This window comes from Leptolyngbya iicbica LK (assembly GCF_004212215.1).
GTDB lineage: Bacteria > Cyanobacteriota > Cyanobacteriia > Phormidesmidales > Phormidesmidaceae > Halomicronema > Halomicronema iicbica.
Genome location: NZ_QVFV01000001.1, coordinates 1 through 25,731, shown reverse-complemented (window position 1 = coordinate 25,731; position 25,731 = coordinate 1). Strand labels below are relative to the sequence as shown.

Annotated in this window: 25 protein-coding genes; 12 read left to right on the top strand and 13 right to left on the bottom strand. The window is 56.3% G+C overall.

The window, feature by feature from the left end; genetic code table 11:
- The first annotated feature begins 33 nt into the window (after positions 1-33).
- Complete coding sequence (locus DYY88_RS00130; RefSeq protein ID WP_039724827.1) at positions 34-1,224, top strand: glycosyltransferase family 4 protein; 1,191 nt, start codon at positions 34-36, stop codon at positions 1,222-1,224.
- Positions 1,225-1,259: 35 nt separating this feature from the next.
- Here DYY88_RS00130 and DYY88_RS00125 read toward each other — a convergent pair whose 3' ends face one another.
- Positions 1,260-1,829: an SRPBCC family protein gene (locus tag DYY88_RS00125; RefSeq protein ID WP_302849217.1), complete on the bottom strand. Its 570-nt coding sequence runs from the start codon at positions 1,827-1,829 to the stop codon at positions 1,260-1,262.
- A gap of 528 nt (positions 1,830-2,357) precedes the next feature.
- Here DYY88_RS00125 and hemF point away from each other — a divergent pair.
- Entirely contained in the window at positions 2,358-3,404 is a 1,047-nt protein-coding gene (hemF, locus tag DYY88_RS00120; protein WP_044150350.1) for an oxygen-dependent coproporphyrinogen oxidase, read from the top strand.
- A 380-nt stretch (positions 3,405-3,784) separates the two neighbouring features.
- Here hemF and DYY88_RS00115 read toward each other — a convergent pair whose 3' ends face one another.
- The 3 genes from DYY88_RS00115 to DYY88_RS00105 form a co-directional block, all read right to left on the bottom strand.
- Positions 3,785-5,158, bottom strand: a complete 1,374-nt coding sequence (locus DYY88_RS00115; RefSeq protein WP_039724829.1) for a hemolysin family protein — start codon at positions 5,156-5,158, stop codon at positions 3,785-3,787.
- Positions 5,159-5,325: 167 nt separating this feature from the next.
- Positions 5,326-5,592: a hypothetical protein gene (locus tag DYY88_RS00110; protein WP_039724830.1), complete on the bottom strand. Its 267-nt coding sequence runs from the start codon at positions 5,590-5,592 to the stop codon at positions 5,326-5,328.
- A gap of 105 nt (positions 5,593-5,697) precedes the next feature.
- A complete protein-coding gene (locus DYY88_RS00105; protein ID WP_039724831.1) occupies positions 5,698-6,276 on the bottom strand; it encodes an Npun_F5749 family FMN-dependent PPOX-type flavoprotein in 579 nt (192 codons plus the stop codon).
- A gap of 525 nt (positions 6,277-6,801) precedes the next feature.
- On the opposite strand from DYY88_RS00105, the gene DYY88_RS00100 reads away from it, so the two are divergent.
- Entirely contained in the window at positions 6,802-7,947 is a 1,146-nt protein-coding gene (locus DYY88_RS00100; RefSeq protein ID WP_039724832.1) for a calcium/sodium antiporter, read from the top strand.
- Here DYY88_RS00100 and DYY88_RS00095 read toward each other — a convergent pair.
- Positions 7,901-9,373 carry a glycoside hydrolase family 13 protein gene (locus tag DYY88_RS00095; protein WP_039724833.1) on the bottom strand — a complete coding sequence of 491 codons (1,473 nt, stop codon included), beginning with the start codon at positions 9,371-9,373 and terminating at the stop codon, positions 7,901-7,903. The genes DYY88_RS00100 and DYY88_RS00095 overlap by 47 nt on opposite strands.
- A 277-nt stretch (positions 9,374-9,650) precedes the next feature.
- Here DYY88_RS00095 and DYY88_RS00090 point away from each other — a divergent pair, with 277 nt between their 5' ends.
- Positions 9,651-11,465 (top strand): ABC transporter ATP-binding protein/permease, encoded by a 1,815-nt coding sequence (locus DYY88_RS00090; protein WP_039724834.1) that lies wholly within the window; start codon positions 9,651-9,653, stop codon positions 11,463-11,465.
- A 38-nt stretch (positions 11,466-11,503) separates the two neighbouring features.
- Here the strand turns inward: DYY88_RS00090 and DYY88_RS24585 are convergent, their stop codons facing one another.
- Entirely contained in the window at positions 11,504-12,340 is an 837-nt protein-coding gene (locus DYY88_RS24585) for a cold shock domain-containing protein (RefSeq protein ID WP_084606912.1), read from the bottom strand.
- A 226-nt stretch (positions 12,341-12,566) separates the two neighbouring features.
- Here DYY88_RS24585 and rpmG point away from each other — a divergent pair, with 226 nt between their 5' ends.
- The 3 genes from rpmG to DYY88_RS00065 all read left to right on the top strand — a co-directional run bounded on the left by rpmG (position 12,567) and on the right by DYY88_RS00065 (position 15,142).
- The gene (rpmG, locus tag DYY88_RS00075; RefSeq protein ID WP_072041276.1) at positions 12,567-12,755 is read left to right on the top strand and encodes a 50S ribosomal protein L33; all 189 of its coding nucleotides are present in this window, start codon (positions 12,567-12,569) and stop codon (positions 12,753-12,755) included.
- 48 nt (positions 12,756-12,803) lie between these two features.
- A complete protein-coding gene (gene rpsR, locus DYY88_RS00070; protein ID WP_039724835.1) occupies positions 12,804-13,019 on the top strand; it encodes a 30S ribosomal protein S18 in 216 nt (71 codons plus the stop codon).
- Positions 13,020-13,084: 65 nt separating this feature from the next.
- Positions 13,085-15,142: a ribonuclease catalytic domain-containing protein gene (locus DYY88_RS00065; RefSeq protein ID WP_039724836.1), complete on the top strand. Its 2,058-nt coding sequence runs from the start codon at positions 13,085-13,087 to the stop codon at positions 15,140-15,142.
- A gap of 59 nt (positions 15,143-15,201) precedes the next feature.
- Here the strand turns inward: DYY88_RS00065 and DYY88_RS00060 are convergent, their stop codons facing one another.
- Complete coding sequence (locus DYY88_RS00060) at positions 15,202-16,182, bottom strand: glutathione S-transferase family protein (protein WP_039724837.1); 981 nt, start codon at positions 16,180-16,182, stop codon at positions 15,202-15,204.
- 52 nt (positions 16,183-16,234) lie between these two features.
- Between DYY88_RS00060 and DYY88_RS00055 the strand changes: the two genes are divergently transcribed.
- Entirely contained in the window at positions 16,235-16,471 is a 237-nt protein-coding gene (locus tag DYY88_RS00055; RefSeq protein ID WP_039724838.1) for a TfoX/Sxy family DNA transformation protein, read from the top strand.
- Here the strand turns inward: DYY88_RS00055 and DYY88_RS00050 are convergent.
- On the bottom strand, positions 16,468-17,235 hold the full coding sequence (locus tag DYY88_RS00050; protein WP_039724839.1) for a DODA-type extradiol aromatic ring-opening family dioxygenase: 768 nt from the start codon (positions 17,233-17,235) through the stop codon (positions 16,468-16,470). The genes DYY88_RS00055 and DYY88_RS00050 overlap by 4 nt on opposite strands.
- A 385-nt stretch (positions 17,236-17,620) precedes the next feature.
- Positions 17,621-18,070, bottom strand: a complete 450-nt coding sequence (locus DYY88_RS00045) for a MarR family winged helix-turn-helix transcriptional regulator (RefSeq protein WP_039724840.1) — start codon at positions 18,068-18,070, stop codon at positions 17,621-17,623.
- Positions 18,071-18,230: 160 nt separating this feature from the next.
- On the opposite strand from DYY88_RS00045, the gene DYY88_RS00040 reads away from it, so the two are divergent.
- Entirely contained in the window at positions 18,231-19,073 is an 843-nt protein-coding gene (locus DYY88_RS00040; RefSeq protein WP_052288165.1) for a CPBP family glutamic-type intramembrane protease, read from the top strand.
- Here DYY88_RS00040 and DYY88_RS00035 read toward each other — a convergent pair.
- Both DYY88_RS00035 and DYY88_RS00030 read right to left on the bottom strand, forming a co-directional pair.
- The gene (locus DYY88_RS00035) at positions 19,056-20,300 is read right to left on the bottom strand and encodes a bifunctional cobalt-precorrin-7 (C(5))-methyltransferase/cobalt-precorrin-6B (C(15))-methyltransferase (protein ID WP_039724841.1); all 1,245 of its coding nucleotides are present in this window, start codon (positions 20,298-20,300) and stop codon (positions 19,056-19,058) included. The genes DYY88_RS00040 and DYY88_RS00035 overlap by 18 nt on opposite strands.
- Positions 20,297-20,914: a cobalt-precorrin-8X methylmutase gene (locus tag DYY88_RS00030; protein WP_039724842.1), complete on the bottom strand. Its 618-nt coding sequence runs from the start codon at positions 20,912-20,914 to the stop codon at positions 20,297-20,299. The genes DYY88_RS00035 and DYY88_RS00030 overlap by 4 nt, the downstream gene beginning before the upstream one ends.
- 67 nt (positions 20,915-20,981) lie before the next feature.
- On the opposite strand from DYY88_RS00030, the gene holA reads away from it, so the two are divergent.
- The 3 genes from holA (at position 20,982) to DYY88_RS00015 (ending at position 23,769) form a co-directional block, all read left to right on the top strand.
- The gene (holA, locus tag DYY88_RS00025; protein ID WP_039724843.1) at positions 20,982-21,992 is read left to right on the top strand and encodes a DNA polymerase III subunit delta; all 1,011 of its coding nucleotides are present in this window, start codon (positions 20,982-20,984) and stop codon (positions 21,990-21,992) included.
- A gap of 73 nt (positions 21,993-22,065) precedes the next feature.
- A complete protein-coding gene (locus tag DYY88_RS00020; RefSeq protein WP_052288166.1) occupies positions 22,066-22,575 on the top strand; it encodes a DUF4168 domain-containing protein in 510 nt (169 codons plus the stop codon).
- 183 nt (positions 22,576-22,758) lie between these two features.
- Complete coding sequence (locus tag DYY88_RS00015; RefSeq protein WP_039724844.1) at positions 22,759-23,769, top strand: hypothetical protein; 1,011 nt, start codon at positions 22,759-22,761, stop codon at positions 23,767-23,769.
- Here DYY88_RS00015 and DYY88_RS00010 read toward each other — a convergent pair.
- Positions 23,694-25,229 (bottom strand): phytoene desaturase family protein, encoded by a 1,536-nt coding sequence (locus DYY88_RS00010; protein WP_084606913.1) that lies wholly within the window; start codon positions 25,227-25,229, stop codon positions 23,694-23,696. The genes DYY88_RS00015 and DYY88_RS00010 overlap by 76 nt on opposite strands.
- On the bottom strand, positions 25,229-25,630 hold the full coding sequence (locus DYY88_RS00005; protein WP_130199281.1) for a hypothetical protein: 402 nt from the start codon (positions 25,628-25,630) through the stop codon (positions 25,229-25,231). The genes DYY88_RS00010 and DYY88_RS00005 overlap by 1 nt, the downstream gene beginning before the upstream one ends.
- Positions 25,631-25,731: the final 101 nt, after the last annotated feature.

The following is a 25,731-nucleotide window of genomic DNA, read 5'->3' as shown; positions in this document are numbered from 1 at the left end:
CATCCTGCGCATAAATAGGCTTTTTCCCGATAGATGCACGTAGCATGGCTTGGTAAAAAATCACCGTTTTGTGGAAATGTCACCTACGGTCGCGAGATTACCCAGGCCCTGCTGGAGCGTGGTAATCGCGTCACGTTTCTCCATTTTGAGAATGCCCCTGCCGCTGCTCCGGAGGCGGCAACGCCGATTTTGTGGCCGCAAGCCGCTACCCACCAAGCGTGCCACGAGGTCGCACTGCCATTTTGGTTTAAGTCGCAGATGCTGACGATTCCGGCTTTGGGCGCCAGCAGGCAGTTGGTCGATACGTTGCAGCAAGTCCGACCGGATGTAGTGCATGCTTCGCTGACGCTGTCGCCGATTGATTTTCGGTTGCCGGAGATTTGTGCCTCTCTGCAAGTGCCATTGGTGGCGACATTTCATCCCGCCTTTGACCGCAAGCTGCGAACCCTGAGTTCGGGGGCGCAGCACGTCACTTATCAGATGTATGCGTCGACGCTGGCGCGGTGCGATCGCGTCATTGTTTTTTCAAAACTGCAACGCGATATTCTGATCCGGTTGGGGGTGCCCGCCGCGACGTTGGCGGTCATCCCCAATGGGGTAGACGTGACCAAATATTGCCCTGGGCCATCTGCCATCAAATCGACGCTGCAAGCCCGCCAACTCTTTGTCTATCAGGGTCGCCTTTCCCCCGAAAAAAATGTTGAAGCCCTGCTACGGGCCTGGCAACACGCGCAAATGGGACCCGATTGCCAACTGGCGATCGTGGGCAACGGCCCCCTCGAGTCTTCCCTCCGCATGTTTTATGGCAGTGATCCCTCGATTCACTGGCTGGGCTTTGTGCAAGACGAAGCGCGGCGCATTGATATTTTGCGCGGGGCCGATGCCTTTGTGCTGCCCTCGATGGTGGAAGGGCTGTCGCTGTCGCTGCTGGAAGCCATGTCGTGCGGCACCGCTTGCATTGCGACGGATGCGGGGGCCGATGGCGAAGTGTTAGAAGAGGGCGCGGGCATTGTGATTGATACCCAGCGGGTGCGGCAGCAGTTGCAAACGGTGTTGCCCATTTTGCGAGACCAGCCGGAGATCACCCGACTGTTGGGGCAAAAGGCGCGACAGCGAGTGCTGGAGCGATATACCCTCACCACGAACGTTGCCCATGTGGAGCAAATTTATCAGCAGCTAGTGGCCCCCAACTTTGCCGCGAACTCTTCTTATATCGTTCTCTGAGCTCCGCCGCTTACCGCGTCAGCTCACGCCCGTGGTTAGACTTCAAATCCAGACGGTTTGCTGGGCAGGGCTGAGGCGGCGGTCTCTTCGGCAGCGTGGGCGATCGCCTCGGCCACCTTGGACGCATAGGGCCGGAGCACAGACCAGGCGACGGGCGATAGCCACCCGCGTAGACACACCGAGTAGGAAATTTGGGTGCCCCAAACGGTGGATTCCAGCCGATAAATCACCCGCTCTTCTAAACCGGGAACTGGGAACATGCGAATGCTGATGAGCTCATTGGGAGAGACTCGCTCGACAAAAATTCTGATGGGAATGGGGACCCAGCGAGGCATCACGCGATAAATTAAGCCGGGCTTAGCCGTCAGTCCCCGGGGGGCATTGGTGCTGTCGATGAGCGGATGCCACGTCGAGATGTCGGCCAAGTTGGTCAGGGTTTGCCAGAGCGTTTCAACCGGGGCGGTGCTTAACGCCTGATAAGTTCGATAAATCGAATGCGCCATGGGCGATCGCTGACTCAGCTCGCTCACGCTAGCGTCGCGGGCTACCGCACCGGGCGAATGGGAGCGGTGCAGATTTTTCCAGAGCGACTGAAACACTTTCATAGCAAACCACAGAGACGATGACAGCGATAGCTAAAAACAGGCCGTAGTTTAGATGGTAGCGAGGCTGGGCGGGCGGTGCAGTTGAGTCCGAGAGCGACCACGAGCGAGCCGCTGCTGGGTTAACTCCGCTTTCGGGGCGTCGCCTGATGCACAATAAATGTGCTGATATCGTCAACGACTGATGACCTGGGTGCAAACGCTTGCCTTAAATATTTAGATTTCTCAATATTTTGACAGTGTCCTCATTGTAGAGAAATGTTTTAGAGCGCTAAACCTGCAACTATTTCAAGTTAGGGTAAAAAACGTTCAATGCCTGATAGGTCAAGGGTTACCTGTAGCTCAGCAGTAGTGATCAGCAATGATTGCGATCGCCGATGAGGGGCTAGACCGGGCATCCCAATGGCAGGTATCGCTGCATGGCTCTATCTCAGGCATCGGTAGCCGTTCATGCTCGGGGCACCCCCATATCAGCATAAGGCGGCATTTTTCCTTCGTAATCTATATCTGCTGGTTAACCCTACCAAGTTTATGACCACTTCTTCTGCACCCAACCAGACTCAAGCGCCGACCGCTACACCGGCTCCCCCGCCTGCTGACTCCCGCGATCGCGTGAGTGCATTTATGCAGGGCATTCAAGACGAAATTTGTGCGGGCCTCGAAGTGCTGGATGGCGAAGCGCAATTCCAGCAAGACCAGTGGGAGCGACCCGAAGGTGGCGGCGGGCGATCACGCGTCATCAAAAATGGCGGCGTCTTTGAGCAGGGCGGCGTTAACTTTTCGGAAGTGTGGGGTCAGCAACTCCCGCCCAGCATTTTGGTGCAGCGTCCGGAAGCGGCGGGCCACGGGTTCTACGCGACGGGCACCTCGATGGTGTTGCACCCGCGCAATCCTTACATTCCCACCGTTCACCTCAACTATCGCTACTTTGAGGCCGGGCCAGTGTGGTGGTTTGGTGGCGGCATCGACCTCACCCCTTACTATCCTGATGTGCAGGATGTGAAGCACTTTCACCAAACGCTGAAGGATGCCTGCGATCGCCATCATCCTGACTACTACCCCGACTTTAAGCTGTGGTGCGACGAGTACTTTTATCTCAAGCATCGAGATGAAACTCGCGGCGTGGGGGGGATCTTCTTCGACTATCAAGACGGACGTGGCGAACTCTATCGCGGTCCCGATGAAAACGGCCCTGCCGCTCAATACAGTCAAAAGTTGGGCGAACTACCCCAGCGCAGTTGGGAAGACCTCTTTAACTTTGTGAATGACTGTGGCAAAGCCTTTTTGCCCGCTTATGTGCCGATCGCTGAAGCCCATAAACATCAGGCGTATGGCGATCGCGAGCGCGATTTTCAGCTCTATCGTCGAGGGCGTTATGTCGAGTTCAACTTGGTCTATGACCGGGGCACCATCTTTGGCTTGCAAACCAATGGCCGCACCGAGTCAATTCTGATGTCGCTGCCGCCCCTCGTCCGGTGGGAATACAGCTATCAACCCGAGCCGAACACTCCCGAACAGCAGCTCTACGACATCTTCTTGAAGCCTCAAGACTGGCTTGGTGGCAACGTTACGGCGTAGCTCACGCCCGGCGGCTGACAACGATACGGATCTGTCCATCAGGGGATGCTTGCTGATCTCATCCCCAGTGCTGGGGGTTGGGCACTGCCCAACCCCTACAGCTTCTTGACTAATTTGGCGAGGTTATACCAATTCTCTGAAGCAGGGCTACAAAGCCTGTCTCTGCAAAGCCCCTCTCCCAATGCTGGGAGAGGGGTTGGGGTGAGGGCCAAGTGTGGCGGTCAAGTTCAGAATTGGTCTTATTGCAGCGCACAGCCCTCAGGCAAAGACTTCACCGCTAGATCGGATGATTTGGAGCACTGATTTTGCGGATATCAGCGGGTCAGTGCTCAATTTTTTGAGGCGCAATCAGCCCCGTCTGATTGCGCTGCTGAGGGGCGTTACGATCGCCGCTTGGCCATCACTTCCAACACCTTTGGACCATCGACGGCGGTGACCGTCCACTCAAACTGGTCGTAAAAGACTTTGTCGCCAATGACGGGGATTTTCTGCAACTGGTGAATGAGGAACCCCGCCAATGTTTGGTATTCTTCGGCGACGGGCAACGCCACTCCCAACAGTTCGTTGACCTCTTCGATGTAGGTCTGAGCCTGCACTCGAAACGCCTGGTCATCTAACATGCTGACCAAGACGTCGACGTCTTCTTCCATCTCGTTGCTATCGCCAATAATTTCGCCCGTGACATCGGTCAGCGTCAGCAGGCCAGCGGTGCCGCCAAATTCATCCACCACCATCACCATCGACTTGCCCGACTTTTGCATGATTTGCAACAGGTCGTGGAGCTGGGTGTATTCCGGCACAAAGCGAGCGGGACGAATCCAGTCGTTGATCGAGCTGGTATGGGTGGCTTCCTGGCGCGCCAGTGGTCCGACCAAATCTTTGAGGGACAAGATACCGGCGACATCGTCCAGCGAGTCACCGATGACTGGGAATTGGGAATGGCCGGTTGCCGCGATCGCGGCCAACGCTTCTTGCAAGGTGGCCGTTTTGGGCAAAGCGTCAATTTGCGTCCGGGGAGTCATCACTTCCCCGGCGGTGACATCGCGAAATTCAAACACGTTATTGAGCAGTTCGCGTTCCTCTTCATCCAGCCCCGGCGATTCGGTCGTGGTGCGGATAATGAGCTGCAACTCTTCGGGGGTGACGCGGCTGTACCAGCTTTGGTTACCGCTGTAGCGAATGCCAAACAAGCGCAACAACCACCAGGTGGATTGATTGAGAATCCACACGAAGGGGGCAAACAATCGGGCGACGGTTAGGCTCAGGGGGCCAAAGATGCGGGCCAACTGCTCGGGATACAGCATCGCCACCGCTTTGGGACACAGCTCACCCAAGACAATTTGCAAATAGGCAATCAGCACAAAGGCCAGCAAAATTGAGAGGGAATGGGCAATCACCCCGAGATAGGGCAGCGTTAATGACAAATAGTGAAACAGTTGCAGCAATACGGTGGCGATGGTGGATTCGCCGATCCACCCCAAAGCCAAGCTGGAAAGCGTGATGCCAATTTGGGTGGTGGAGAGCAGTTGATCCAAACTGCGTTGAAAGCTTTGCACCGTTCGAGCTTGAATGTCGCCTGCTTCGGCCAGTTGGTTGATGCGCGATCGCCGCACGGACACGATGGAAAACTCCGCCGCGACAAAAAAGGCGTTAATCCCAATTAAGGCCAACACAGAAAATAGACGAGCCGCGATCGCTGGCCCCGTCAGCCCAGGATTCACAATTAGCAACGGCACATCCGTCTGAGCAAGCATTATCAGAGGTAAGAAGGCATAAGAATCCAAAAGCTCATTGCAATTCAGTCGTGCCGCTGATTCGGTATGATAGCCAGGTCTGCTGCCTCATCCATCGGCAATCGATACGCTAAACCTGGCGCCGCCACTTACCAACTAATTCGGCTCGTGTCCGGTCGTCTCCGATGCTACTGCCCCTCGTTGAGGGGAGCACCCGACATCCGCAGTTTAGCCTCGTCAATAATCTCTTGCTCATTGAGCAGCATAGACCCATTGCCAGACGCGGGGGATGCTTGATTTGAGGCGGCACTGCTGGTTGGGCGGGCATCGGGTTGTCGTACTCCCATGAGGGCCTGGCGACCTAGCGCATAGCCCCATGAGGAACTGACGACACCAGCCCCTACCATGAGCGCTAGCAAAACTGTTGTAAAGGCAACTGCAGGACTGATTCCCATGCCCTTAGCACTCCAACTAATCGTGTCCAAATATCATAGGCGGTCTTTCGATTTGCGACCAGTCACACCCCCGAGATTGCAACAATCGTCAAGTTTTTATGAGTGTTAGGGATTGATGGCCTGCGATCGCCACCCACCGTCAGCGGTCTGCCAATATTGATGGCGATTTTGCGGCTCACCGCGCAGTTCTAAATGATCGACTTGCTCCGGGGCCAAAATCAGCACCGCAAAAGGGGATAGCGGTGGCGACAACGCCAAATCAAGCGGCTCATACCCCCCCTCGGTGCGCGGCTCACCGGGGTTGGGCCAGGCAAACTGTTGTCGCCCGTTAGTCGAGAGCTTGTCCCATAAATTCTGACGGATTTGGCCAGCGGCGGCGTCATGATCCTGAGCGGTTATGAGACTAAGGTGACCGTTCAGGCGAAACTGTTCTCGCGTTTTCGTGAAATACCAACAGAGCTCACCGTAGGGCTGCTGGGCAATGTGCTGCACCTTAGCGCTGCGGACATCGGTGACGAATAGCAAACTATCGGTATCGGGCAAAAAGTCGCGAAAGACTACCGTGCGATTAGCCGGGCGACCGTCAGCGGCAACGGTCGCCAGTTGTGGATAACGACTGTAAGCCTTGCTGCGATTACGGTGCAAGGCGCGGGCTAGGGGCGATCGCCAAGGGGCGAGTGACATACGTTTCAATGGGTTTTAGATCAGCATTGAGAGGATTGGCCAGCAAGGTGTGTCTCAGCTTGTCCTGTCATCTTCTCCCAAAGCCGCTATCGGTGCAGGCTGGCGCGACTGTATTAAGGGCGATCGCACGGCTCCGAGATCTTTGTAAGTGGAAACAGCGATCGATTTCCTGAGCAATCATTTTGCTGGCTGGGGCGTAGGTAAAGAAACCAGAAGGTGTAATCGCTGAATCGGATATCCAGCATGAAATATCGATATGCTAGTGGACTAACAACCAGCTTAAGATGTGATTTAGCATCTTGCCCAAGGATAATCATCAACTGCATGGCTTCCAATTTTCCTTCCGTGATTTGGTGTTTGGCGATTTGGGTCTCTCAGCGACCGATACAACGGCTAAATCGAACACCATTGGCTGGTCATGAAGTCTTTGATAAATGGCGAACAGTCGGGGACTTGGCAACTGCCCTGCGGTTGTTCCCCCTGCGATTTGCGTCAAACTAACATGATGCCCACAGTGACTTTGGTATGAGTATTCCGGTTGTTTTGTCCTTGATTGCTGGCCTCGTGTTGCTCGTTGCTGGGGCCGAGGGGTTTGTTCGTGGAGCCGCCAAGCTAGCGGCTGTCATTGGCCTATCGCCCCTGGTGATTGGCTTAACAGTGGTGAGCTATGGCACTAGCGCCCCCGAGTTGGCGGTGAGTTTGCAAGCCAGTTTTCAGGGACAAGCCGAAATTGCTCTAGGCAATGTGATTGGCAGCAACATCTTTAACATTTTGATGACCCTGGGCATTGCCGCGATCGTGGTGCCTTTGACTGTCGCTCAGCAGATTATCCGCCTCGATGTGCCCATCATGATTGGCGTTACAGTGCTGATGCTGATGTTTGCGGTGGATGGTGAATTGGGTCGGTTTGATGGCGTGATTTTGCTGGTGGGTAGCGTCGTCTACACCGCCTTTCTGGTGTATCAGAGCCGCAAAGAGTCAGATGTGGCGGTGCAGGCAGAGTACGAGCAAGAATATGCGGGAACCGCTCAACGCAACTGGCAGCAAGCTCTAAAAAACGTGTTGATGTTGGTCGTGGGACTCATCGTGTTAGTGGTCGGGGCCAATCTGCTGGTATTTGGGGCCACGGCGATCGCTGAGTCCTTTGGCGTGAGTCAGCTGATTATTGGCCTCACAATCGTCGCCATTGGGACTTCTTTGCCAGAACTCGCGACCTCACTGGTGGCCTGCTATCGGGGGGAACGCGACATCGCCGTGGGCAACGTTGTCGGCAGCAACATTTTCAATATTTTGACGATTTTAGGCGTGACGGCGACCTTTCATGGTGTCCCGGTGTCTAACGCGGCCATTAGTTTTGACATTCCGGTAATGCTAGCGGTGGCGATCGCCTCTCTGCCCATTTTTTACACGGGAAACCGCATCTCTCGCTGGGAAGGACTATTGTTCGTCAGCTACTACGTGGCGTATACCGCTTATCTGGGATTGAATGCCGTCGGCCATGAAAAGTTAGGGCTGTTTAGCAATGTCATGTTGCTGTTTGTCATTCCTCTTACGGTGATTACGCTGTTTACGATTGTGCTGCGGCGACCCAACGGACTGACCACGGCAAAAGAAGCTCAAGCCGCTAGGCAGCAGGCTCAAGTCGAGTCAAAATCCCACCCGAACGACTAGGGACAGTAATGACTGACTGGGTCTCTTCAGTTTTTGACTCAACGGTCAGTGGACCGTAAAGCACTTGCCAACGATCGCCCAGGCCCGGTGCTACCTGGCTTAAATCAATCGTGCGATCGCCCTCACCGCTATTGACTAATACCACTAAAACTTCTTGGGAATGCTGACGCACAAACCCGTAAAGCAAACCGTCGGCCATGAGGGGATGGTATGCTCCCGTGCGCAGGGCTGGGTGCTGGTGACGTAATTGAATGAGGGCTTGGTGGTGTTTCAGCAGGTCGGTGTCCCACTTTTCCTCAGCGGGAAACGCCCAGCGACAGTCAGGGTCGAGGCTGCCTCTGAGCCCCACTTCATCGCCGTAATAAATGCAGGGCGCGCCTGGAAAAGTCATCTGTAGCAGCACGGCCAGTTGCATGCTTGCGACATCGTCCCCCATGACCGTTAACGCCCGGGCAATGTCATGACTGGAAATCAGGTTGAGTTGAACCTGATGAATTTCCCAATCGTAGAGGTCGAGTAGCTCCTCAATTTTGGCCTGATACCCCGCTGCATCTAAAGCCGGGTAGGGATAGTAATCGGGGATCTCGGCATGTTTCAGCACAACGCGATCGCCCGCCGCAAAGGCCATCGTCGGCCCCGCAAACACATAGTTCATAACCGCGTCGAAGGTTTTGCCATCCAGCCATTCCGCTGCCGGTTTCCACACTTCACCGACGATGTAGGCTTCGGGATTGATGGCTTTGATGCGATCGCGAAATTCTTCCCAAAAGCCTGGAGTCTTGACTTCAAAGGGGACATCCAACCGCCAGCCATCAATGCCCTGACGAATCCAGTATTCGCCAATTTGCATGATGTATTCCCGCACCGCCGGATTGTCGTGATTAAACTGCGGCAGCGCTCGATTATTCACCCAACTCACGTAGTTGGCAGGCAGTCTACCGTCGTAGGCTGAGAGGGGCCATCTTTCCACCTTAAACCAGTCTAACCAGGGCGAATGGGGGCCATTTTCCAGAATGTCGTTGAAAAAGAAAAAGCCGCGACTGGCGTGATTGAAGACTCCGTCGAGCACGACCCGAATGTGGCGATCGTGGGCCGCCGCCAAGAATTCAGCAAAGGCTTCGTTGCCGCCCAGTAAGGGATCCACCCGGTAATAGTCGTGGGTGTGGTAACGGTGGTTGCAAGTGGACTGAAAAATCGGTGTCAGGTAAATCGCGTTGATGCCTAACGATTGCAAATAGTCGAGCTTGTCGATGATGCCCCAAAAATTCCCCCCTTTGTATCCGGCGAGAGTAGGGGCCGTATCCCAAGGTTCTAACGTGACCGCCATCTCAGGACAGTGATGTGGTGGCTGCGATCGAGCAAAGCGATCCGGAAAAATTTGGTAAAAAACTGCGTGTTTAACCCATTCTGGTGTCCGGATAGTCATGATCTGACCTCTTGCTTCCACGCATAGGCTAACGGAAAGCGTCCCGCAGCGGGAGAGAAGATAGGCAGAGATTACCAATTTGGGAGCCAGGTGAAAGTGGGCCAAACCAAACTGCCCAACAGTCAGCGGAACAGGGCAGCGGTGAGCGCCCTAGAACCGCTTGAGTGAATGGGGCAGCTTACACACTCTGCCGCCGTGTCTGGTTCGTAGCGCGATCGCCAAAGCTTCACAAAATGACACACAATGAAAAGGTTGTTGCCGACAGTGACAGTCCGCTATGGAACGGTTGAATTTTCAAGGGTTGCGCCGATTTTGGGCGATCGCCAAAGCCTATTGGTGGGGAGATGAAAAGTGGCGGGCACGGGGCTTGCTGTTGCTGATTGTCATCTTGCTTTTGGGCTACACCGGGCTGAGCGTGGTGCTCAACACTCAGCGGGGGGAACTGATTTCGGCCCTTTCGGCTAAGGATGAAGCCCGCTTTTGGCAGACTGTATTCGTTTTTGTGGGGGTGTTGGTGGTCTACGCGCCATTGTTGGCGGGCTACACCTATCTGCGCGATCGCCTCGGACTAGAGTGGCGGCGGTGGCTCACTGATCGCTTTGTGACTCGGTATTTTAGCGATCGCGCCTTTTACCGCATCAACCAATTCAACGCTGATCTCGACAACCCCGACCAGCGGATTGCGGAAGATGTGCGCAGCTTTACCCAAGAGTCGCTCACGCTAGTGTTGGTGGTGGCCTCCTCCCTGCTGGAAATCGCCGCCTTTAGTGGGGTGCTGTGGGGCATTTCACGGGAACTGGTCTTATTTTTGATCGGTTATGCGATTGTCGGCACCCTCTTTACTGTCGGTGTATTTGGCAAGCCGTTGGTGCGCCTCAACTTTGAGCAACTGAAGCGGGAAGCCGATTTCCGCTTTGGCCTCGTCCGCATTCGCGAAAACGCCGAAGCGATCGCCTTCTACCAGGGTGAAGAGCAGGAATCGACCCAGGTCAAAAGTCGTTTTATGCGGGCCTTCGACAACTATAAACGGCTCCTTAAGTGGCAACTGGGCCTCAACGGTTTGACCAATGCTTACGAATTCATTCCTTTCGTGCTGCCCGCGCTAGTCGTCGCGCCCGCCGTCTTTAGCGGTGATTTAGAAGTCGGCAAGGTCAGTGAAGCCCAGGGCGCGTTTATCCGCGTTTTCTTTTCCCTCAACGTGATTGTCGATCGCTTTCAGGCGCTCACCGCCTTTGGGGCGGGCATCGACCGACTCCATGACTTCGCTGAATCCCTTGGCCAGATTGAACATAAAAAAGATGCGGCTGAGTTATTAGCGACGGAGTCCGACTCAGAAGCCACTGGCGAGGCGGCGATCACTGAGGCATCCCCAGCGACAGCGACAGCTGCCGATGCGACTATCCCTACAACCGACACCGTTCCTCCGCAGCCTCTCATCGCGCAGGCAACGGCTCCCCAACTGAGTCTGCAACACCTCACGCTGCAAACCCCCAACTACCAGCGCACCTTGATTGAAGACCTGACGCTGGAACTCGATACTGACAGTTCGCTGCTGGTCGCGGGGCCGAGCGGATGTGGCAAGAGTTCCTTATTAAGAGCGATCGCCGGTTTGTGGAACTCTGGTCAGGGGCTTATTCAGCGGCCTGAACTCAAAGATTTGCTCTTTTTGCCCCAAAAGCCTTACATGATTCTCGGTACGCTGCGTCAGCAACTGCGCTATCCCTACCCCGATGCTGACATCACGGACGAGCAGATGCACAACGTGCTCAAAACGGTCAATTTACCTGACTTGGCTGAGCGCTTTGGCGGTTTTGATGCCGATGAAGAATGGAGCGATGTGCTCTCACTGGGTGAACAGCAGCGCTTGAGCTTTGCCCGAGTGTTGCTGCATTCTCCGCGCTACGCCGTGCTCGACGAAGCCACCAGTGCCCTTGATCGCCACAACGAAGCGCAGCTCTACGAAGCCCTCGAAGCGACATCGACCACCTATCTCAGCGTCGGCCACCATGAATCGCTGGAGGCCCACCACCGCTGGCTCTTGCGCCTCGCCGAAGACCACACTTGGCAGCTCCATGCGCTGAAAGGTGCTTAGCTTGTGCTCTAGTAGTCTCTATAGTTGCTAATGCCGCATTAGGGGGTCGGTGCTCGACTCCAACCGGCGGCTTTTGCCTCAGCCTCTGAACAAAACCAACGTTCGCCTCGATTGATATCAATCTCAGTGATGGCATAATCTTCCATTCCTGGTAGGTGATAATACTTGCGTCCAGAATTCCAAGAAATATTGCCTTTAATCTTGCAGGTCGGAATTGACGCAATCGGTTGAGTCGTAGTTTGCTCTGGCTCAGAAGTCGTTGGGGCGGGGCTTGAAGGAATGCTCGTCGGTGGTGAAACGGTTTCGATCGGTTTGGAGGGTTCGGAGGATGGTTCTGCTGGGGGGGAGATCGGCTCTGGCAGAGAGGTTGCTGGCTCAGGAGGAGTGTTGGCTGCTGTTGAGGCGTTACTGTCCGGCGCGGCATTACTGTCCGGCAGTGATGCCTCAGTCATTGTTGCCCTGTCCTCATCGGATTGCAGATTTGAAGCTGTTAACCATCCAATTCCGAGAATGGCTAAGCTCAGAAGAGAGATTACAGACACCCCAATCACTAACAGCCAGTAATGCCCAGAATCCGATGCTTCACCACGGCTCAGAGCCGATTTTTGGGGTGTCTGTGGAATGGCTGTTGGCGAGGTCTGCGGTGTTTGCAGCGGTAATCCCTGGATGGAAGCATTGAGGGCTCTGAGTCGTCCGTCGTTTTGCAACGCTGGGGTGTACAGAATTTGGTCGCCCACTTTGGGGTCGCGCACGGCCTTACGGATTGCCGTGATGTGAACAAATACATCCTGGCTGCCGTCTTCTGGCTTAATGAAGCCAAAGCCGCGATCGCTTTTCCAGACCTTGAGTGTGCCTTTTTGACGACTCTCTACCATCAGGCCACCGAATAAGCTCAACTACCGGTAGGGTTCCCATAAGCCATTAATAACATCCCTCGCATTTCGTCCCTGCTGCTCAAACTGCACTGCTCAAGCTTGGGCAGCACCGATTCGAGGCTCAGGAAAGGGGTTCGTTGGAAAGAAAAAGATTTGCCGGATTAGGATTGCCGTGAAATAATAGGAGATTGTGTCTCTCGTTTTATTAAGGCTGATCTAACTTGTCATGGCTAAAGGCGTTCGTTTAGTAATTACTCTTGAGTGCACTGAGTGTCGCACCAACAACGATAAGCGGTCGAATGGGGTATCGCGATACACGACGGAGAAAAATCGTCGTAACACCCCCAGCCGCATCGAACTGAAGAAATTCTGCACGCACTGCAACAAGCACACCGTGCACAAAGAGATTAAGTAATCTCATCCTCAATTACCGCAATCGTTAGCAATAAAGGTAGGTTTTGCAATGGCATATTTCCGTCGTCGCTTGTCCCCCATCAAGCCGGGTGACGCGATTGATTACAAAGATGTGGATTTGCTCCGCAAGTTTATTACTGAGCGTGGCAAGATTTTGCCCCGTCGGATTTCCGGTTTGACGGCCAAGCAGCAGCGCGATCTGACCACCGCCATTAAGCGGGCGCGGATGCTGGCACTGCTGCCCTATGTGAATACGGAAGGCTAATCAGCACGCTGCGTCTAGCCGCTATGCTTTAGATGTCGTGACAATCTTGGGGAACGTTGGGGACTGTGGAAAAGGGGACACTTGTCGAATTCCAGGTCAAAGGAAGTTCCCGCTTAGGTGTGTTAGATCGGCCTGAGGGCAAAAAGAACTGGGTCGTCCTTGATGACCAGGGTCAGTCCCATACGGTTCACCCTCGCTCACTGACTTTTCAGCTAACGGGGCAGGTTTTTGAGCCTGACAGCGTTAGTGACATTGTGGCTGAAGCGGCAGATTATATTGATCCCAGCAACTTAGAAGTCGCTTGGGAGCTACTGAGTGAAACCAACGAATCGACGGATCCGGTAGCTTTAGCGCAATTGCTGTTCTCTGATCAGGGAGCAGCTTTTTGCTATGCGGCACACCAAATGCTGTCGGCAGACAAGATTTACTTCAAGCAAAAGGGCGATCGCTACGAGCCTCGTCCTGCCAGTCAGGTGCAAGAACTCCTGCATCAGATCGAAAAAGAAGCTCAACGCAAGGCCGAATGGGAAGGATTTTTGTCGCGCGTTCGACAACGGCTAGCGGGCGAATCGGTAGAATGGCACAAGAGCGATCGCCCGCGCATCGAAGTGATTGAAAAGTTGGCTTTGTGGGGCGAAGAGTCGAACCAAAAAGCGCCTGCCCAGGAAATCTTATCGGCCCTGGAGCGAGGCTTTAGCCCGGAATCAGCTTTTAATCTGCTGGTGGATTTGGGGGTTTGGCAGCCGCACGAAAATCTGGAACTGCGGAAGCGGCAAATTCCAGTGGACTTCTCAGAGGCTCTTCTCACTATGGCGCAACACCGCCTGAGCAATCCGCCGCCCGATGCCGATGCCAATCGGCTCGATTTGACGGGCCTCAAAACTTACACCATTGACGACGAAAGCACTCGCGAGATTGATGATGCGCTGAGTGTCGAAACCTTAGCCGATGGTCAGCAGCGATTATGGGTGCATATTGCCGATCCGACGCGCTGGCTGATTCCGGGGGATGATTTGGACCTGGAAGCGCGGCGTCGCTGCACAACGGTTTACTTGCCAACCGGCATGGTGCCGATGTTTCCGCTGGAGTTGGCGACTGGCCCCATGAGCTTGATTCAGGGAGAAGTGCATTGTGCCCTGAGTTTTGGGGTTGTCCTGACCGAGGCAGGCGCGATCGCCGACTATCAAATCGCTGCCAGCTTGGTGAAGCCGACCTATCGACTCACCTACGAAGATGTCGATGAAATGCTGGATTTAGGCATTCAGGCCGAGCCCGAACTGTTAGCGATCGCCCATTGGGCGAAAGTGCGTGAGCAATGGCGGGCGCAGCAGGGCGCCATCAATATTCACATGCCGGAAACGTCGATTCGGGTGTCTCAGGTCGAGGAGCAGGAGTCCATCGAAATCAAAGTTTTGGACGATTCGCCCGCTCGTGAACTCGTGGCGGAAATGATGATTTTGGCTGGAGAGGTCGCGGCCCGCTACGGCCATGACCACGCCTTGGCCATGCCGTTCCGCAGTCAACCACAGCCAGAGTTGCCCCCTGACGAAGAACTCATGCAGTTGCCCTCAGCGTTGGTGCGCTACTCGGCTATTCGGCGCTGTATGCCTCGCAGCGAGATGGGCATCACCCCCGCCCGTCACGCCACTTTGGGCTTGGAAGGCTACAGCCAGGTCACCTCGCCGATTCGTCGCTACACCGATTTGCTGGCGCATTTTCAAATTAAGGCCCACCTGCGCGGCGAGCCGCTGCCCTTTTCTTCCGAAGAGATTACCGAGTTGACTCAGGGGGTCAGTTCGGGGGCCTATGAGGCCGTGTTGGTGGAACGGCAAACCAAGCGCTATTGGGCGTTGGAATATTTGCGCCGACAAGGGTTTGACTACGTTTGGTCGGTGATGCTGCTGCGCTGGCTGCGGGAAGGCGATCGCTTAGGGCTGGTCATGTTCGAAGATTTAGGTCTGGAATTGCCCATGCGCTTTGAGCGCAATGTAGAACTGGGTGAGCGCTTGCAAGTGCAAATCACTCAGGCTAATCCCCGCCAGGACATCATTCGCATGGCGGAGGTCTCGGCCCCGAGTCAGGCCGAAGCCCACGCCGAAGTGACTGAAGCGGCTTCTTCCTAACTCACGCCTGCTCTCCGTACAGTAGTCGTGGTCAGTGGGAAGCCAGCTTGGGGGTCTGTTTAGGCTGCTGTGGCCAGCAGGCGATCGCGGGTGTGGGGTTCGGCATAATCAATATTTGGCCCCGCTGGGACGATACCGCTGGGATTCAGCTCGGGCAACCCAGCGTAGTAGAGCTGTTTGACATGGTCGATGCTGCACCACTCGGCAACGCCCGGATACTGATACAGCTCGCGGCAATAGTTCCACAGGTTGGGGTAATCGACGAGGCGTTTGAGATTGGTTTTGAAAAGACCGTGATAGGCCAGATCAAACCGGAATAGAGTGGTGAACATACACCAATCCGCCAGAGTTAGGCGATCGCCCACCAGATACCGTTGTTGCCCGAGGATGTCTTCCCAGTGGTCTAACGCTTGAAATAGCTCTGTGACCGCTTGGTGGTAGGCCGATTGGGACGAGGCAAAGCCGCTGCGATAGACGCCATTATTGATGGGCTGATAAATCGCATCAATCGCGGCATCAATTTGGGGACGTAAGGAAGTCGGGTAAAAGTCGCGATCAGGATGCTGCGCAAACTCGTCAAAGGCGGAGTTGAACAGTTGAATAATTTGGCGCGATTCATTGTTCACAATGGTTTCGGTGTGCTTGTCCCACAGCACGGGCACAGTGACCCGCCCCGAATAGTCGGCCTTCGCTTTTACGTAGATTTGCCAAAGATATTCTGAGCCGTACAGACTATCGGGAATGCTGCCAAACCGTTCCGAAAATTGCCACCCCTGGTCGCTGATGACCGGATCGACAATGGAGAGACTGATCACGTCTTGCAGGCCCTTGAGCGATCGCAGCAGCACTGTACGATGCGCCCACGGGCACCCCAGCGACACGTAGAGGTGATAGCGTCCCGGTTCGGCCTGAAAGCCGCTAGAACCGTCTGCCGTAATTTGATGGTGAAACAGGGTCGGCATGCGGTTGAACTGACCCGAGTCATCACGCTCTGTCCATGCTGTGGTCCATTGACCATCAATCAGTTTGCCGAGAGCCATGGGGTTGATCTCCTAGTTAAATGAGAATTGAGGTTTAGGTTGGGCGAAGGGGATGACCCAGATTCGCAATGTTGGAAAAGTCTCGCGGCAATGGTTAGCCGAGATTGAAATTTACAGTCTGCATGAGCTGCAAGCCTGTGTTTCGGTTGCCGCGTTTGAGATGATTCGCCAGCGTCATCCCAAGGTGAGCTTGAATTTGCTGTGGGCTTTGGAAGGGGCGATTTTGGATGTGGACTGGCGGGCTCTGTCAGCCGCGCAAAAATCAGCCCTACGCTGGCAACTGCGCTAAGCAAAGGCATAGGCCGCCATGCTAAAGGCCCCGTAAGTGAAGCCCCGATGGAGTTGCCGCCCTTGGCCGCCTGCCCCCAGCGCCACAAATAGAGGCAGCAAATGTTCCTCGGTGGGATGATTGCGGGCGGCGAAGGGTGCGATTTGGCGATAGTTCAACAGTTGAGTGATGTTGTTTTGGGCGATCGCGTTCGCTAGCCAATCATCAAACGCTACAGCCCAGTCGGGAGGCGGTGCATCATAGCGATCGCTAAAGCCGCCAAAGTTATGGGTAGCCGCTCCAGACCCCACAATCAGCACTCCCTCATCTCGCAGCGGCGCTAGGGCTTTGCCCAGTCGCAAATGGTGAGCGGGCGTTTCGTGGGGCTGCATCGAAATCTGCACCACTGGAATCCGTCCTGTCGGGTCAGCCAAAATCAGAGGCGTCCAAACGCCGTGGTCATAGCCCCGCTGCCCATTCAAGCGCACGGGAAATCCCTGGGCAGTCAACAGGTTGGCAATTTTATCTGCCAAGGTTGGATGTCCCGGAGCGGGATACACCAACTGAGATAACTCAGGTGGAAAGCCGCCGAAATCGTAGAGCGTGGCTGGCTTTGCTGCTGAACTGATGGTGGGCTGAGCAGTGAGCCAGTGGGCTGAGACAATTGCGATCGCCTTCGGCACGGGAATTTCTGTAAACAAGCCTCGAAGGAAAGTTTGCGTGGCCCCTTCGCGAATCGGCAAATCGGGCGCGCCATGGGAAATAAAGAGCGTGGGGAACGTCATAACGACAACCTCAACGAAAGGGTAAAGACACTCAGGGACAACGGCTTGACGTCTTTTAAGGCGGCCAGCATCGACTGCCCCAAGCCTTAGTCGATGAAATCAATGACGACGAACTTTTGTCTATTCCTGAATAGTTCTAACTAAAACTAAAAATCAGGTGAGTTGTTTAAGCTCTCGTCGCTAAGTTGTGAGCTTTCTCGTTGCCGATCCAGATTGATTTGGCTGGCGATGATAGGAAAGCCCTGACAAGGAAGACGGAGCCAAGCCAATCACCTCGGCTTTTAGCCGCTTCAGCTAAATAGTTCTAGTTAAAACTGTCTGAATCCAAAATAACATCTTCAGTCTTGAAGCGGCAAGCGCAAAGGTGACGAGTTGGAAATGACATTTAGAATGCTTTCTGGATGCGGCTTAGTAGCACTTGTAAAAGCTCTAGTTCGGAGGCGTCGAGGCTTGATAGGTGTTGATGAATGTCGTCGACGTGAGCCGGAAACACGGTTTCGAATACCTGCTGACCCTTGGGTGTGAGGCGCACCACCACGCTGCGACGATTCTCCGGCGGGACTTCCCGTGTGACCAATTCTTTTTTCTCTAAGCGATCGACGACGCCAGTGAGAGTCCCTTTGGTAATCAGTGTCTTTTCTCCGATTTCTCCCATGGTCATGCCTGGTGTATTGCCCAAAGTCGCCACGACATCAAACTGGGCGGGTGTCAGATCGTACTGGCGCACAAAGGTTTCGGAATAGCTGGCAAACGCTTGGTAAGCTCGGGCCAGCGATCGCACCGTTGCCAAGGCTTGAGTGGGATGCATTTCATTGCGAGAAACTTCGGCAGACATGGGTAACTTAGCCCAGACAGTTCTAATTCAAATCATCCCACGCAGACAGGCTAGCTGCTTTAACCGTTTGGATGTGATTTGATCCTCATTCCTCCGCGCTTCGGAACTCAGATCCCTTTATATTCGAAGGGCTGGAAAATGGCTGGTAGCACTGTTCACGATGGAAGAACTCCCCCGCGTTGTCGTCAGTATTGTTGGGTTCTGTGTGGGCTGGTTGGGAGTCTGGAGTTTGCTAGCAATTCCCCTCAGTCAAAAAATCGGCTGGCGACCCTTTCAGCCCACGCCACCGGAGCAAAAGTTGGCGCTGCTGCTGCCGCTGTATGCGCTGGCTCCCGTGGCGATCGCGATCGCCAATCGTCGCTTGCATCAAACCTGGGCAGACCAGGGATTGGTTAGGGGCTGGCACAGTGTCTGGGCTTTTGGGTTGGGCTGGGGCGTGGCGATCTCCGGGCTGGGTTTGGTGCTGTGGGTAAAGCGACTCAGCGGACTGAACACGCTACCTGTTGCTGACGACAACACCCGGCAGAGTGAGACGTTAAGGGAGCGCTGGTTACCCACCGTCGGGCTGCTGGCGCTGGGCCTGGTAATTGGCGGCAGCGAAGAACTGATTTTTCGCGGTTGGTTGCAAACTCAGCTCGCGCTGGTGCTCTCGCCGTGGGGTGCGGCAGCGATCGCGAGTGCCCTGTTTGCGGTAGCGCACCTGATTTGGGATGGGCGTGAGGGTTTGTGGCAGCAACCGGGGCTCTGGCTGTTGGGGCTGGTTTTGGTGGTCGCCTGTTGGGCGGATGACGGATCGATCGCGATCGCTTGGGGCCTGCACGCAGGTTGGGTGACAGGTCTGGCCTACATCGGTGAATTTGTGCGCCCGTCGCCGGTCGAGGAGAAACCGACGTGGCTGACGGGGCGCGCTGCCCAGCCGCTGACGGATATATGGGATGGCTCACTCCTGATATTGACGGCGGTTGTGGTGTGGTTGCTCGCTGACTTATTGCCCCCCGGCTGACCGTTGCAGCGTCGCTAAGATAACGGGATTGAGGGGATCCCAGCGGGTAAAGCTGCCCACGGCGACGGAGCGGGTCAGGGCGAGTTGCTGATAGGTCACCGTCCAGTCGGGATGATCCCGTTGCCACTGGGCGAGTTCGGCTTGATTTTCCAACGTAGCGAAGGCGATGACGATGACGCCCGCGTCCCGCAGCTGCCCGCAGCAATGGGTCAGAATTGCGGTCAGCTGGCCATGACTGCCGCCGATAAAAATGCGATCGGGGGCGGGCAGGTCAGTTAAGACTGTGGGGGCTGATCCAGTAATCACTTGCAGATTGGGCGTCTGAAATCGCGCTGCATTTTGTCGGATCAATTCAGCGCCTGCCGTGGTGCACTCGATCGCCCAGACCTGCCCAGTCGGCACCAATCGCGCGATTTCGACACTGACGCTGCCCGTACCCGCCCCAATATCCCAAATGACCTGGTGGGGCTGGAGTGCCAACTCCGCTAAAATTTGCACTCGCACCGCCCGTTTCGTCATCAGGCCAGGGCGATCGCGAAAGCTCAGAAACACTGCATCAGGGATGCCCAAGAGCGGAATGCGGGACAGCTCAGGAGGCGCGTCACAGCGCTGCAAAATCACCACGTTGAGGCCGCTCCAGACACCGGAGGGAACCTCAGAGAGGGCAAATTGCCGCACCTGTTCATCCGCCCCGCCCAGATTTTCACAGACCCACAGGCGGTAATGGGTGGGCAGTCCGAGGGATTGTAACCAGCGAGCGATCGCGGTCGGCGTATTTTCCGGGTCGGTCAAGACGGCGATGGGGGAGATCCCTTTTTTGACTGCGGCGGCTAGGCGGTCGAGCGATCGCCCGTGGGCACTGACCACCGTCGCGTCTTGCCAGGGCAGTTTGGCGCGGCTGAAGGCTAACTGCACCGAACTCACATGGGGATGAAAGGTGAGCCATTCCGGTGCGATGACCTGAAGGAGCTGCCGACCCAGCCCAAAAAACAGCGGGTCGCCGGAGGTCAGCACCACCACCAATGCCGGATCTGGCTGGGCGACATGCTGCTGTAACCGCTGGGGCAAATCCTTTAAGGTCCAGCGCTGAGCGGGATGATCGGGGAATTGCTGGAGCAGGCGATCGCTACCCGCCAAAATCTGGGCTTGCTGGATAATTGAAAGCACCATTGGGGCCAGTCCCGCTGCGCCGTCCAGTCCCACGCCGACCACTTGAATGGGGGTCATGGCAACGCTTCCCACGCCAACACCAGCAGGGCATTGACGATCGCCGCCGCCACCGTCGAGCCCCCCTTGCGGCCTTCCACCCGAATCTGAGGCACCGCCAACGCCGCCAACCGCGATTTTGCTTCCAGCACGCCGACAAACCCTACGGGAACGCCGATAATCAGCGGTGGTTTCACCGGGGCATCGACCACGCGATCGCAGAGCGCTTGTAGTGCCGTGGGCGCATTGCCGATCACATAGACCGCCTCAGGCCACTGCTCCCACGCTTTGAGCAGTCCCGTTTCGGTGCGAGTCTGGCCGGGGGCCGCTGTCCTTGCCAGGTCCACTGCCGTCCACAGGGGATTGTTGAACGTCCGCTGCACCATGCCCTGACAACCCTGCCGCACCATGCCCACATCCACCACCAGGGGCGTCCCGCTTTGCAGCGCTTGGATGCCCGCCGCGATCGCCCCCGGCGCAATCTTCAGCCGTTGCGCGAAGTCAAAATCCGCTGTGGTGTGAATGATGCGGCGCAGAATGGCGTATTCTTCAGGAGCAAAGTCGTGTCTGCCCAGCTCGCGATCGATGCGGGCAAAACTTTCCTGCAAAATGGGATGTTGCGATAGCGGCGGCATCGTTACCCTGGGTGATGGGATTTAAGATTTTAGAACGGTTAGGCGCAGGACACCACTCACAGAGCCGATGGCAGTCTATTACTTCTGGGGCGACGACGACTTTCAAATGAATCAGGCGATCGCGCAACTGCGGGAGCGGGCGATCGATGACGCCTGGGCCAGCTTTAACTATGACAAAATTGGCAGCGACGTCGCCGAAGGCCCCACCATCGCCCTCAACCAGGCCATGACACCCCCCTTTGGCACAGGCAAACGGTTTGTGTGGCTGGTGGATACGCCTTTGGGACAACGATGCAGCGAAGCCCTGCGCTTGGAATTTGAGCGCACTTTACCCAAGGTGCCCGACACCAGCATCTTGCTGCTGAGCAGTCAGCAAAAGCCCGATGGTCGCTCCAAATTCACGAAACTGCTGCAAAAGCATGGCGAAATTCGAGAGTTTGGCACCATTCCCCCGTGGAAGAGTGACCAAATCGTGCGGCAGATTGAGCAAACCGCGAAAGCCCAGGGGCTCACCCTCACCTCAGACGCGGTGGATTTGTTGGTGGATGCGGTGGGCAACCAAACTCGCCAGCTTATGCTGGAGTTAGAAAAATTGTCGCTGTATTGGGGCGATCGCCCTGGTCCCATCGATGCGGCGGCGGTGTCGCAACTGGTCACCGTGAGCACCCAGAGCAGTCTGCAACTGGCCGCTGCCCTGCGCGAGGGCAACACCGATCGCGCCCTTAGCCTGCTCGCTGACCTGTTGAATCGGAACGAAGCGCCCCTCCGCATCGTCTCTACCCTCGTCGGACAATTTCGGACTTGGTTGTGGGTCAAGCTGATGGCCGACAGCGGCGAACGCAATCCGCAAACCATCGCCAAGGCGGCAGAAATCGGCAACCCCAAGCGGGTTTACTTCTTACAAAAGGAAGTGGCGATGCTTTCGCTCAGCGGTTTGCAACAAGTGCTGGAACACTTGCTAGCCCTCGAAGCGGGGCTCAAAAGCGGCCAAGATGCCACCGCCCTCTTGCAAACCAAAGTGGTCGAAATTGCCCAAATCTGTCAAAATCCTCGGCAGATTTCTGCGCGCGTGCGGTAGTCTCCTGATTACAATAAGTAGCTGCACAAGCAATCGCTGTCCACACTGAAATATTGGGATTGAGTCTCAGGCTATGACGAGTTTTTTAGTGATGCCAACTGCGCAACGGCGACAGCGCTGGTCTAAGTTGCTGGTAATCGGTGTGGTTTCGGGCTGGTTGGGGGTCGTTGGTTTACCCGCGACGGCTGGGGTCCAGTGGCCGTTAACGCAGCAGGCCGCGATCGCCCAAAGCAGCATTTCAAACGAAGAAATCACCCAGTATGCGCGGGCGGTGTTAGCGATCGACCAGTATCGCAACGCTGCGTATACGCAAATTAAAGATATTTTGCTCACGGTGGAAATGGACATCAGTGCCATCAACATGAGCTGCACCAATACCCAAAATATTTCGGAGGTGCCCCGCTCCGTGCGTCGTGATGTGCGGGAAATTTTGACCCGTTACTGCAACGATTCGCGGGCGGCAGTGGAAGATATGGGGCTCACGGCGCGACGGTTTAACCAAATCACCGACGCTCACGCTTCTGACCAAACCGTCTTTGAACGCATTCAACAAGAGCTGCTGCGCCTGCAAGAAGCCCAGTAGTGTTCGGGGCTGAGCCGGCGGTGTTTACAGGTCTGTGCAAATGTTCCTGGCTGAGTGCTCAAGGGCTGGGGAGAGTCGTTTGACATTGGTTACAGACTGTCATCGGAAATTATACGGATTCAGGAGGGCGGTGCTGGAAAAGGGGAATAGCTCCCTTCCGAATACGTTTTCCGGTACCGACCTATGCATACCTGGGCGCTTTTTTCTTGCAGCAGCTTAATTACGCTGACCGCTTACAACCTGACCCATTTACCCAAAACGGCCAAGTCCGCCCCCGAGCCTGTCCCTGACCCCAGCGATCAGGTCAGTGAGTCGGCCAAGTTTTCGTTGGATACGATGAGCGGTCAGTTTCCTGAGTTTGAGCAAATTGCCCGGCCCCCGTTACCCGATCAACCTCAACTGGCGAGAAAAATCGATGAGCCGCCTGGTTATAATCCAGCCCTGTATGACCCGGCGCAATATCCGGTGAGAGAGGTCGATTTGGTGGGCGGATTGCCTGCCGGTCTGCCAGGGGGAATCACCTATCGGGTAGATGCGATCGCTCCCCTACCGACGCCGTTTCCACCACCACCATCGGTTAATCCGTTTCCTCTGGCAGCCAGCTCCTCGGTGGCGATCGCCCCTCGACCCCAGGCCGTCAACTCACCCCGACCCGAACGGGCCGCCACTACCCCCAGCTTTGCCCCTCGTTCGGCTCCGGCCCCCGCTGCTCCGGCCGCGACCCCCAGAGTTCCCCCCAAGGTCACACCAGCGCCCGCCGCCCCTGCGACTGAGGTGGCTGCGATCAACAATGCGCCTGAACTGTTTGCGGCGTTGCCCGACGAGATTGAGATCGCTCCGCCCGCTGATTTGCCAGCGCCTGCAGTCCCGCCAGCCGCCCCGCCGGAAATCGCGATGACGGACGTGGTGACCTACGACCCGTTAGCAGCGATGGCCGCTCCTGAAGCAGTGATTTCTGAAAGTGCGACACCCTCCCTCGCGGATTTGCCCCCCGTGACGCCAGCGGCCACCCCGATTGCGACCGTCCCCCTGGCACCAGTGGCGACGACTTCCGTCACGACGCCTGCCCCGACCCTGTCGATGGAGTTAGCGCCGACCCGACACGACTTGCTTGACCGCTACTGCGATCGCCCCCTGGCGGAAACCAGCACCTCCACCAGGGCCGCCGTTTGCGATGCGGGCACCAGCGAATGAGCACAGAGGATGCCCGAGGCTGCGACTGCGGGCACGCCAATGCCGGGCAGGGTCGAGTCGCCCACCCGCAATAGCCCCGCAATCGGAGTGCGGCAGCTGGGAAACAAGCCCTGCTCGGCGGCAATCGCTGGCCCGTAGGTGCCTTGATAGCGGCGTAAAAACCGCTGGTGCGTCAATGGCGTGCCAATCAGCTCGACCTCGATGCGATCGCGAATATCGGGAATCACTTTAGCCAGGGCCTGGTAGAGCGGCTCCGCGCGATCGCGTTTCCGTTGCCCATAGGCTTCATCGCGCTGCCAGCCCGCATACGGCTCCAGCGAGTAAACGTGAACGACGTGTTTGCCTGCGGGGGCGAGGCTCGGATCGAGCACCGAGGGGATGGAAATCATGCAGGTATTGCCGGGGGCATCGAGGGGGCGATCGCGGTTCTGCACCACCACATGATGGACGGTGAGATCCTCCAATCCTGTGGCATCAATGCCCAGATGCAGGTGCATAAAGCTGTTGATGGCGGGGGTCGCGATCGCCGTTTCCCGAAAGTCCTGGGGCAATGTGTCTGGTGGCAACAAGTGGCTGTAGGTGTCCCAGAGGGTGGCGTTGGAAATTACTGTCTTTGCGGCGATCGCTTCCCCCGACTGGAGCCGCACGCCCGTGGCGCGTCCGTCCTCGACCAAGATCTGCTCTACATGGGTGCCCAGCCGCAACTCGCCGCCCCACTTTTGCAGGCCCCGCACCAGCGCATTGACGATCGCCTCGCTGCCGCCGACGGGATAGTCTACCGGGGCGGTTTCGCGTTCCCCAAAGACAAACGCGACTTCAGGGGCGATCGTGCCGTGGGCATCGAGCCCCGACAGCAAAAAGCATTCCAAATCAATCAGTTGACGCACCCACGGGTCGCGCACCGTTTGATCCATCAACGCCCCCGCCGACTTTTGCACCGCGGGTACCTGGGGCAGCAGTTTCAACAACGCGAGGGGATGGCGCAACAAAAACGGCACGACGCCGAAATCGGGTCGCAGCCCCAAGCTGGGAATTTGGCTCAGGGGCTCATACAGCGCCAGCAAGCGGTTCACAAAGGCGTCGAGTTCCGTCGCTCCTTGGGGGGTGAACTTTGCCACCTCGCGGCGGTAGTCGGCGAGCTGTCGATAAATGGGCAGGGTGCCCTCGGGCAGATGGTAATAGCCGAGGGGATCGTAGGCGATCGCCGCCAACGGCTCCTCCAACACATCCAACACCTGCCGCAACGGATTGCGCGACGCGGGCTCACTCAACCCCGAAAAGAACGACGGCCCCGAATCAAAGTGAAAGCCCCGCCGGGTAAACCCATGGGCCGCGCCGCCGGGAAGGGTGTGACTTTCGCAAACAACAACGCGCTTGCCATAGCGGGCGAGCAGGGCCGCCGCGACGAGGCCGCCGAGCCCACTGCCAATGACGACGACTTCTGGAGGGGGGGAGGACATCATTGCGGGGGCGGCGTTGTGAGCTGAGCAAAATGGGCTTCGATCGCGGGCAGGCAGTCGTGCACGGTGCGCTCTTCTTGGGGGTCGATACTTTGCAGATACGCCACCCGGTGCGCTACTGAACGTTGCACTTCTTGAATTTCTTGACGCAGAGCGGCCACCTGATTTGCAGTATTCGCTTGGGAGGATAACTGCGCGATCTCCGCCTCCAGATTGGCTTGCTCCGCTGCCTGCAACTGCTGCGCCGCCGTCACTTGAGCTGCAGTGCCCCCAGCTTTGACCACGCAATAAATCTCCATCAACCGCTCATACTCTGCCGATCGCGTCGCGCCATACGGTTGCGCGAGCAATTGTGAAATGATCTCTGGCGTTAGCGATCGCGGCACGTTACTCCCTCTCAACCATGCTAATCTTGTAGGGGTTTAGAAACAGCTGCAGCGCCCTGTTTGACAAAGAAGAAACGTTCAATGGCAGTGGCCAATACGTTGACACCTGGCAAGGG

Bases quoted from the DNA above. Each gene is read 5' to 3' on its own strand.
- DYY88_RS00130 (WP_039724827.1), top strand. From the start codon at position 34: ATGCACGTAGCATGGCTTGGTAAAAAATCACCGTTTTGTGGAAATGTC.
- DYY88_RS00125 (WP_302849217.1), bottom strand. From the start codon at position 1,829: ATGAAAGTGTTTCAGTCGCTCTGGAAAAATCTGCACCGCTCCCATTCG.
- hemF (WP_044150350.1), top strand. From the start codon at position 2,358: ATGACCACTTCTTCTGCACCCAACCAGACTCAAGCGCCGACCGCTACA.
- DYY88_RS00115 (WP_039724829.1), bottom strand. From the start codon at position 5,158: ATGCTTGCTCAGACGGATGTGCCGTTGCTAATTGTGAATCCTGGGCTG.
- DYY88_RS00110 (WP_039724830.1), bottom strand. From the start codon at position 5,592: ATGGGAATCAGTCCTGCAGTTGCCTTTACAACAGTTTTGCTAGCGCTC.
- DYY88_RS00105 (WP_039724831.1), bottom strand. From the start codon at position 6,276: ATGTCACTCGCCCCTTGGCGATCGCCCCTAGCCCGCGCCTTGCACCGT.
- DYY88_RS00100 (WP_039724832.1), top strand. From the start codon at position 6,802: ATGAGTATTCCGGTTGTTTTGTCCTTGATTGCTGGCCTCGTGTTGCTC.
- DYY88_RS00095 (WP_039724833.1), bottom strand. From the start codon at position 9,373: ATGACTATCCGGACACCAGAATGGGTTAAACACGCAGTTTTTTACCAA.
- DYY88_RS00090 (WP_039724834.1), top strand. From the start codon at position 9,651: ATGGAACGGTTGAATTTTCAAGGGTTGCGCCGATTTTGGGCGATCGCC.
- DYY88_RS24585 (WP_084606912.1), bottom strand. From the start codon at position 12,340: ATGGTAGAGAGTCGTCAAAAAGGCACACTCAAGGTCTGGAAAAGCGAT.
- rpmG (WP_072041276.1), top strand. From the start codon at position 12,567: ATGGCTAAAGGCGTTCGTTTAGTAATTACTCTTGAGTGCACTGAGTGT.
- rpsR (WP_039724835.1), top strand. From the start codon at position 12,804: ATGGCATATTTCCGTCGTCGCTTGTCCCCCATCAAGCCGGGTGACGCG.
- DYY88_RS00060 (WP_039724837.1), bottom strand. From the start codon at position 16,182: ATGGCTCTCGGCAAACTGATTGATGGTCAATGGACCACAGCATGGACA.
- DYY88_RS00055 (WP_039724838.1), top strand. From the start codon at position 16,235: ATGACCCAGATTCGCAATGTTGGAAAAGTCTCGCGGCAATGGTTAGCC.
- DYY88_RS00050 (WP_039724839.1), bottom strand. From the start codon at position 17,235: ATGACGTTCCCCACGCTCTTTATTTCCCATGGCGCGCCCGATTTGCCG.
- DYY88_RS00045 (WP_039724840.1), bottom strand. From the start codon at position 18,070: ATGTCTGCCGAAGTTTCTCGCAATGAAATGCATCCCACTCAAGCCTTG.
- DYY88_RS00040 (WP_052288165.1), top strand. From the start codon at position 18,231: ATGGAAGAACTCCCCCGCGTTGTCGTCAGTATTGTTGGGTTCTGTGTG.
- DYY88_RS00035 (WP_039724841.1), bottom strand. From the start codon at position 20,300: ATGACCCCCATTCAAGTGGTCGGCGTGGGACTGGACGGCGCAGCGGGA.
- DYY88_RS00030 (WP_039724842.1), bottom strand. From the start codon at position 20,914: ATGCCGCCGCTATCGCAACATCCCATTTTGCAGGAAAGTTTTGCCCGC.
- holA (WP_039724843.1), top strand. From the start codon at position 20,982: ATGGCAGTCTATTACTTCTGGGGCGACGACGACTTTCAAATGAATCAG.
- DYY88_RS00020 (WP_052288166.1), top strand. From the start codon at position 22,066: ATGACGAGTTTTTTAGTGATGCCAACTGCGCAACGGCGACAGCGCTGG.
- DYY88_RS00015 (WP_039724844.1), top strand. From the start codon at position 22,759: ATGCATACCTGGGCGCTTTTTTCTTGCAGCAGCTTAATTACGCTGACC.
- DYY88_RS00010 (WP_084606913.1), bottom strand. From the start codon at position 25,229: ATGTCCTCCCCCCCTCCAGAAGTCGTCGTCATTGGCAGTGGGCTCGGC.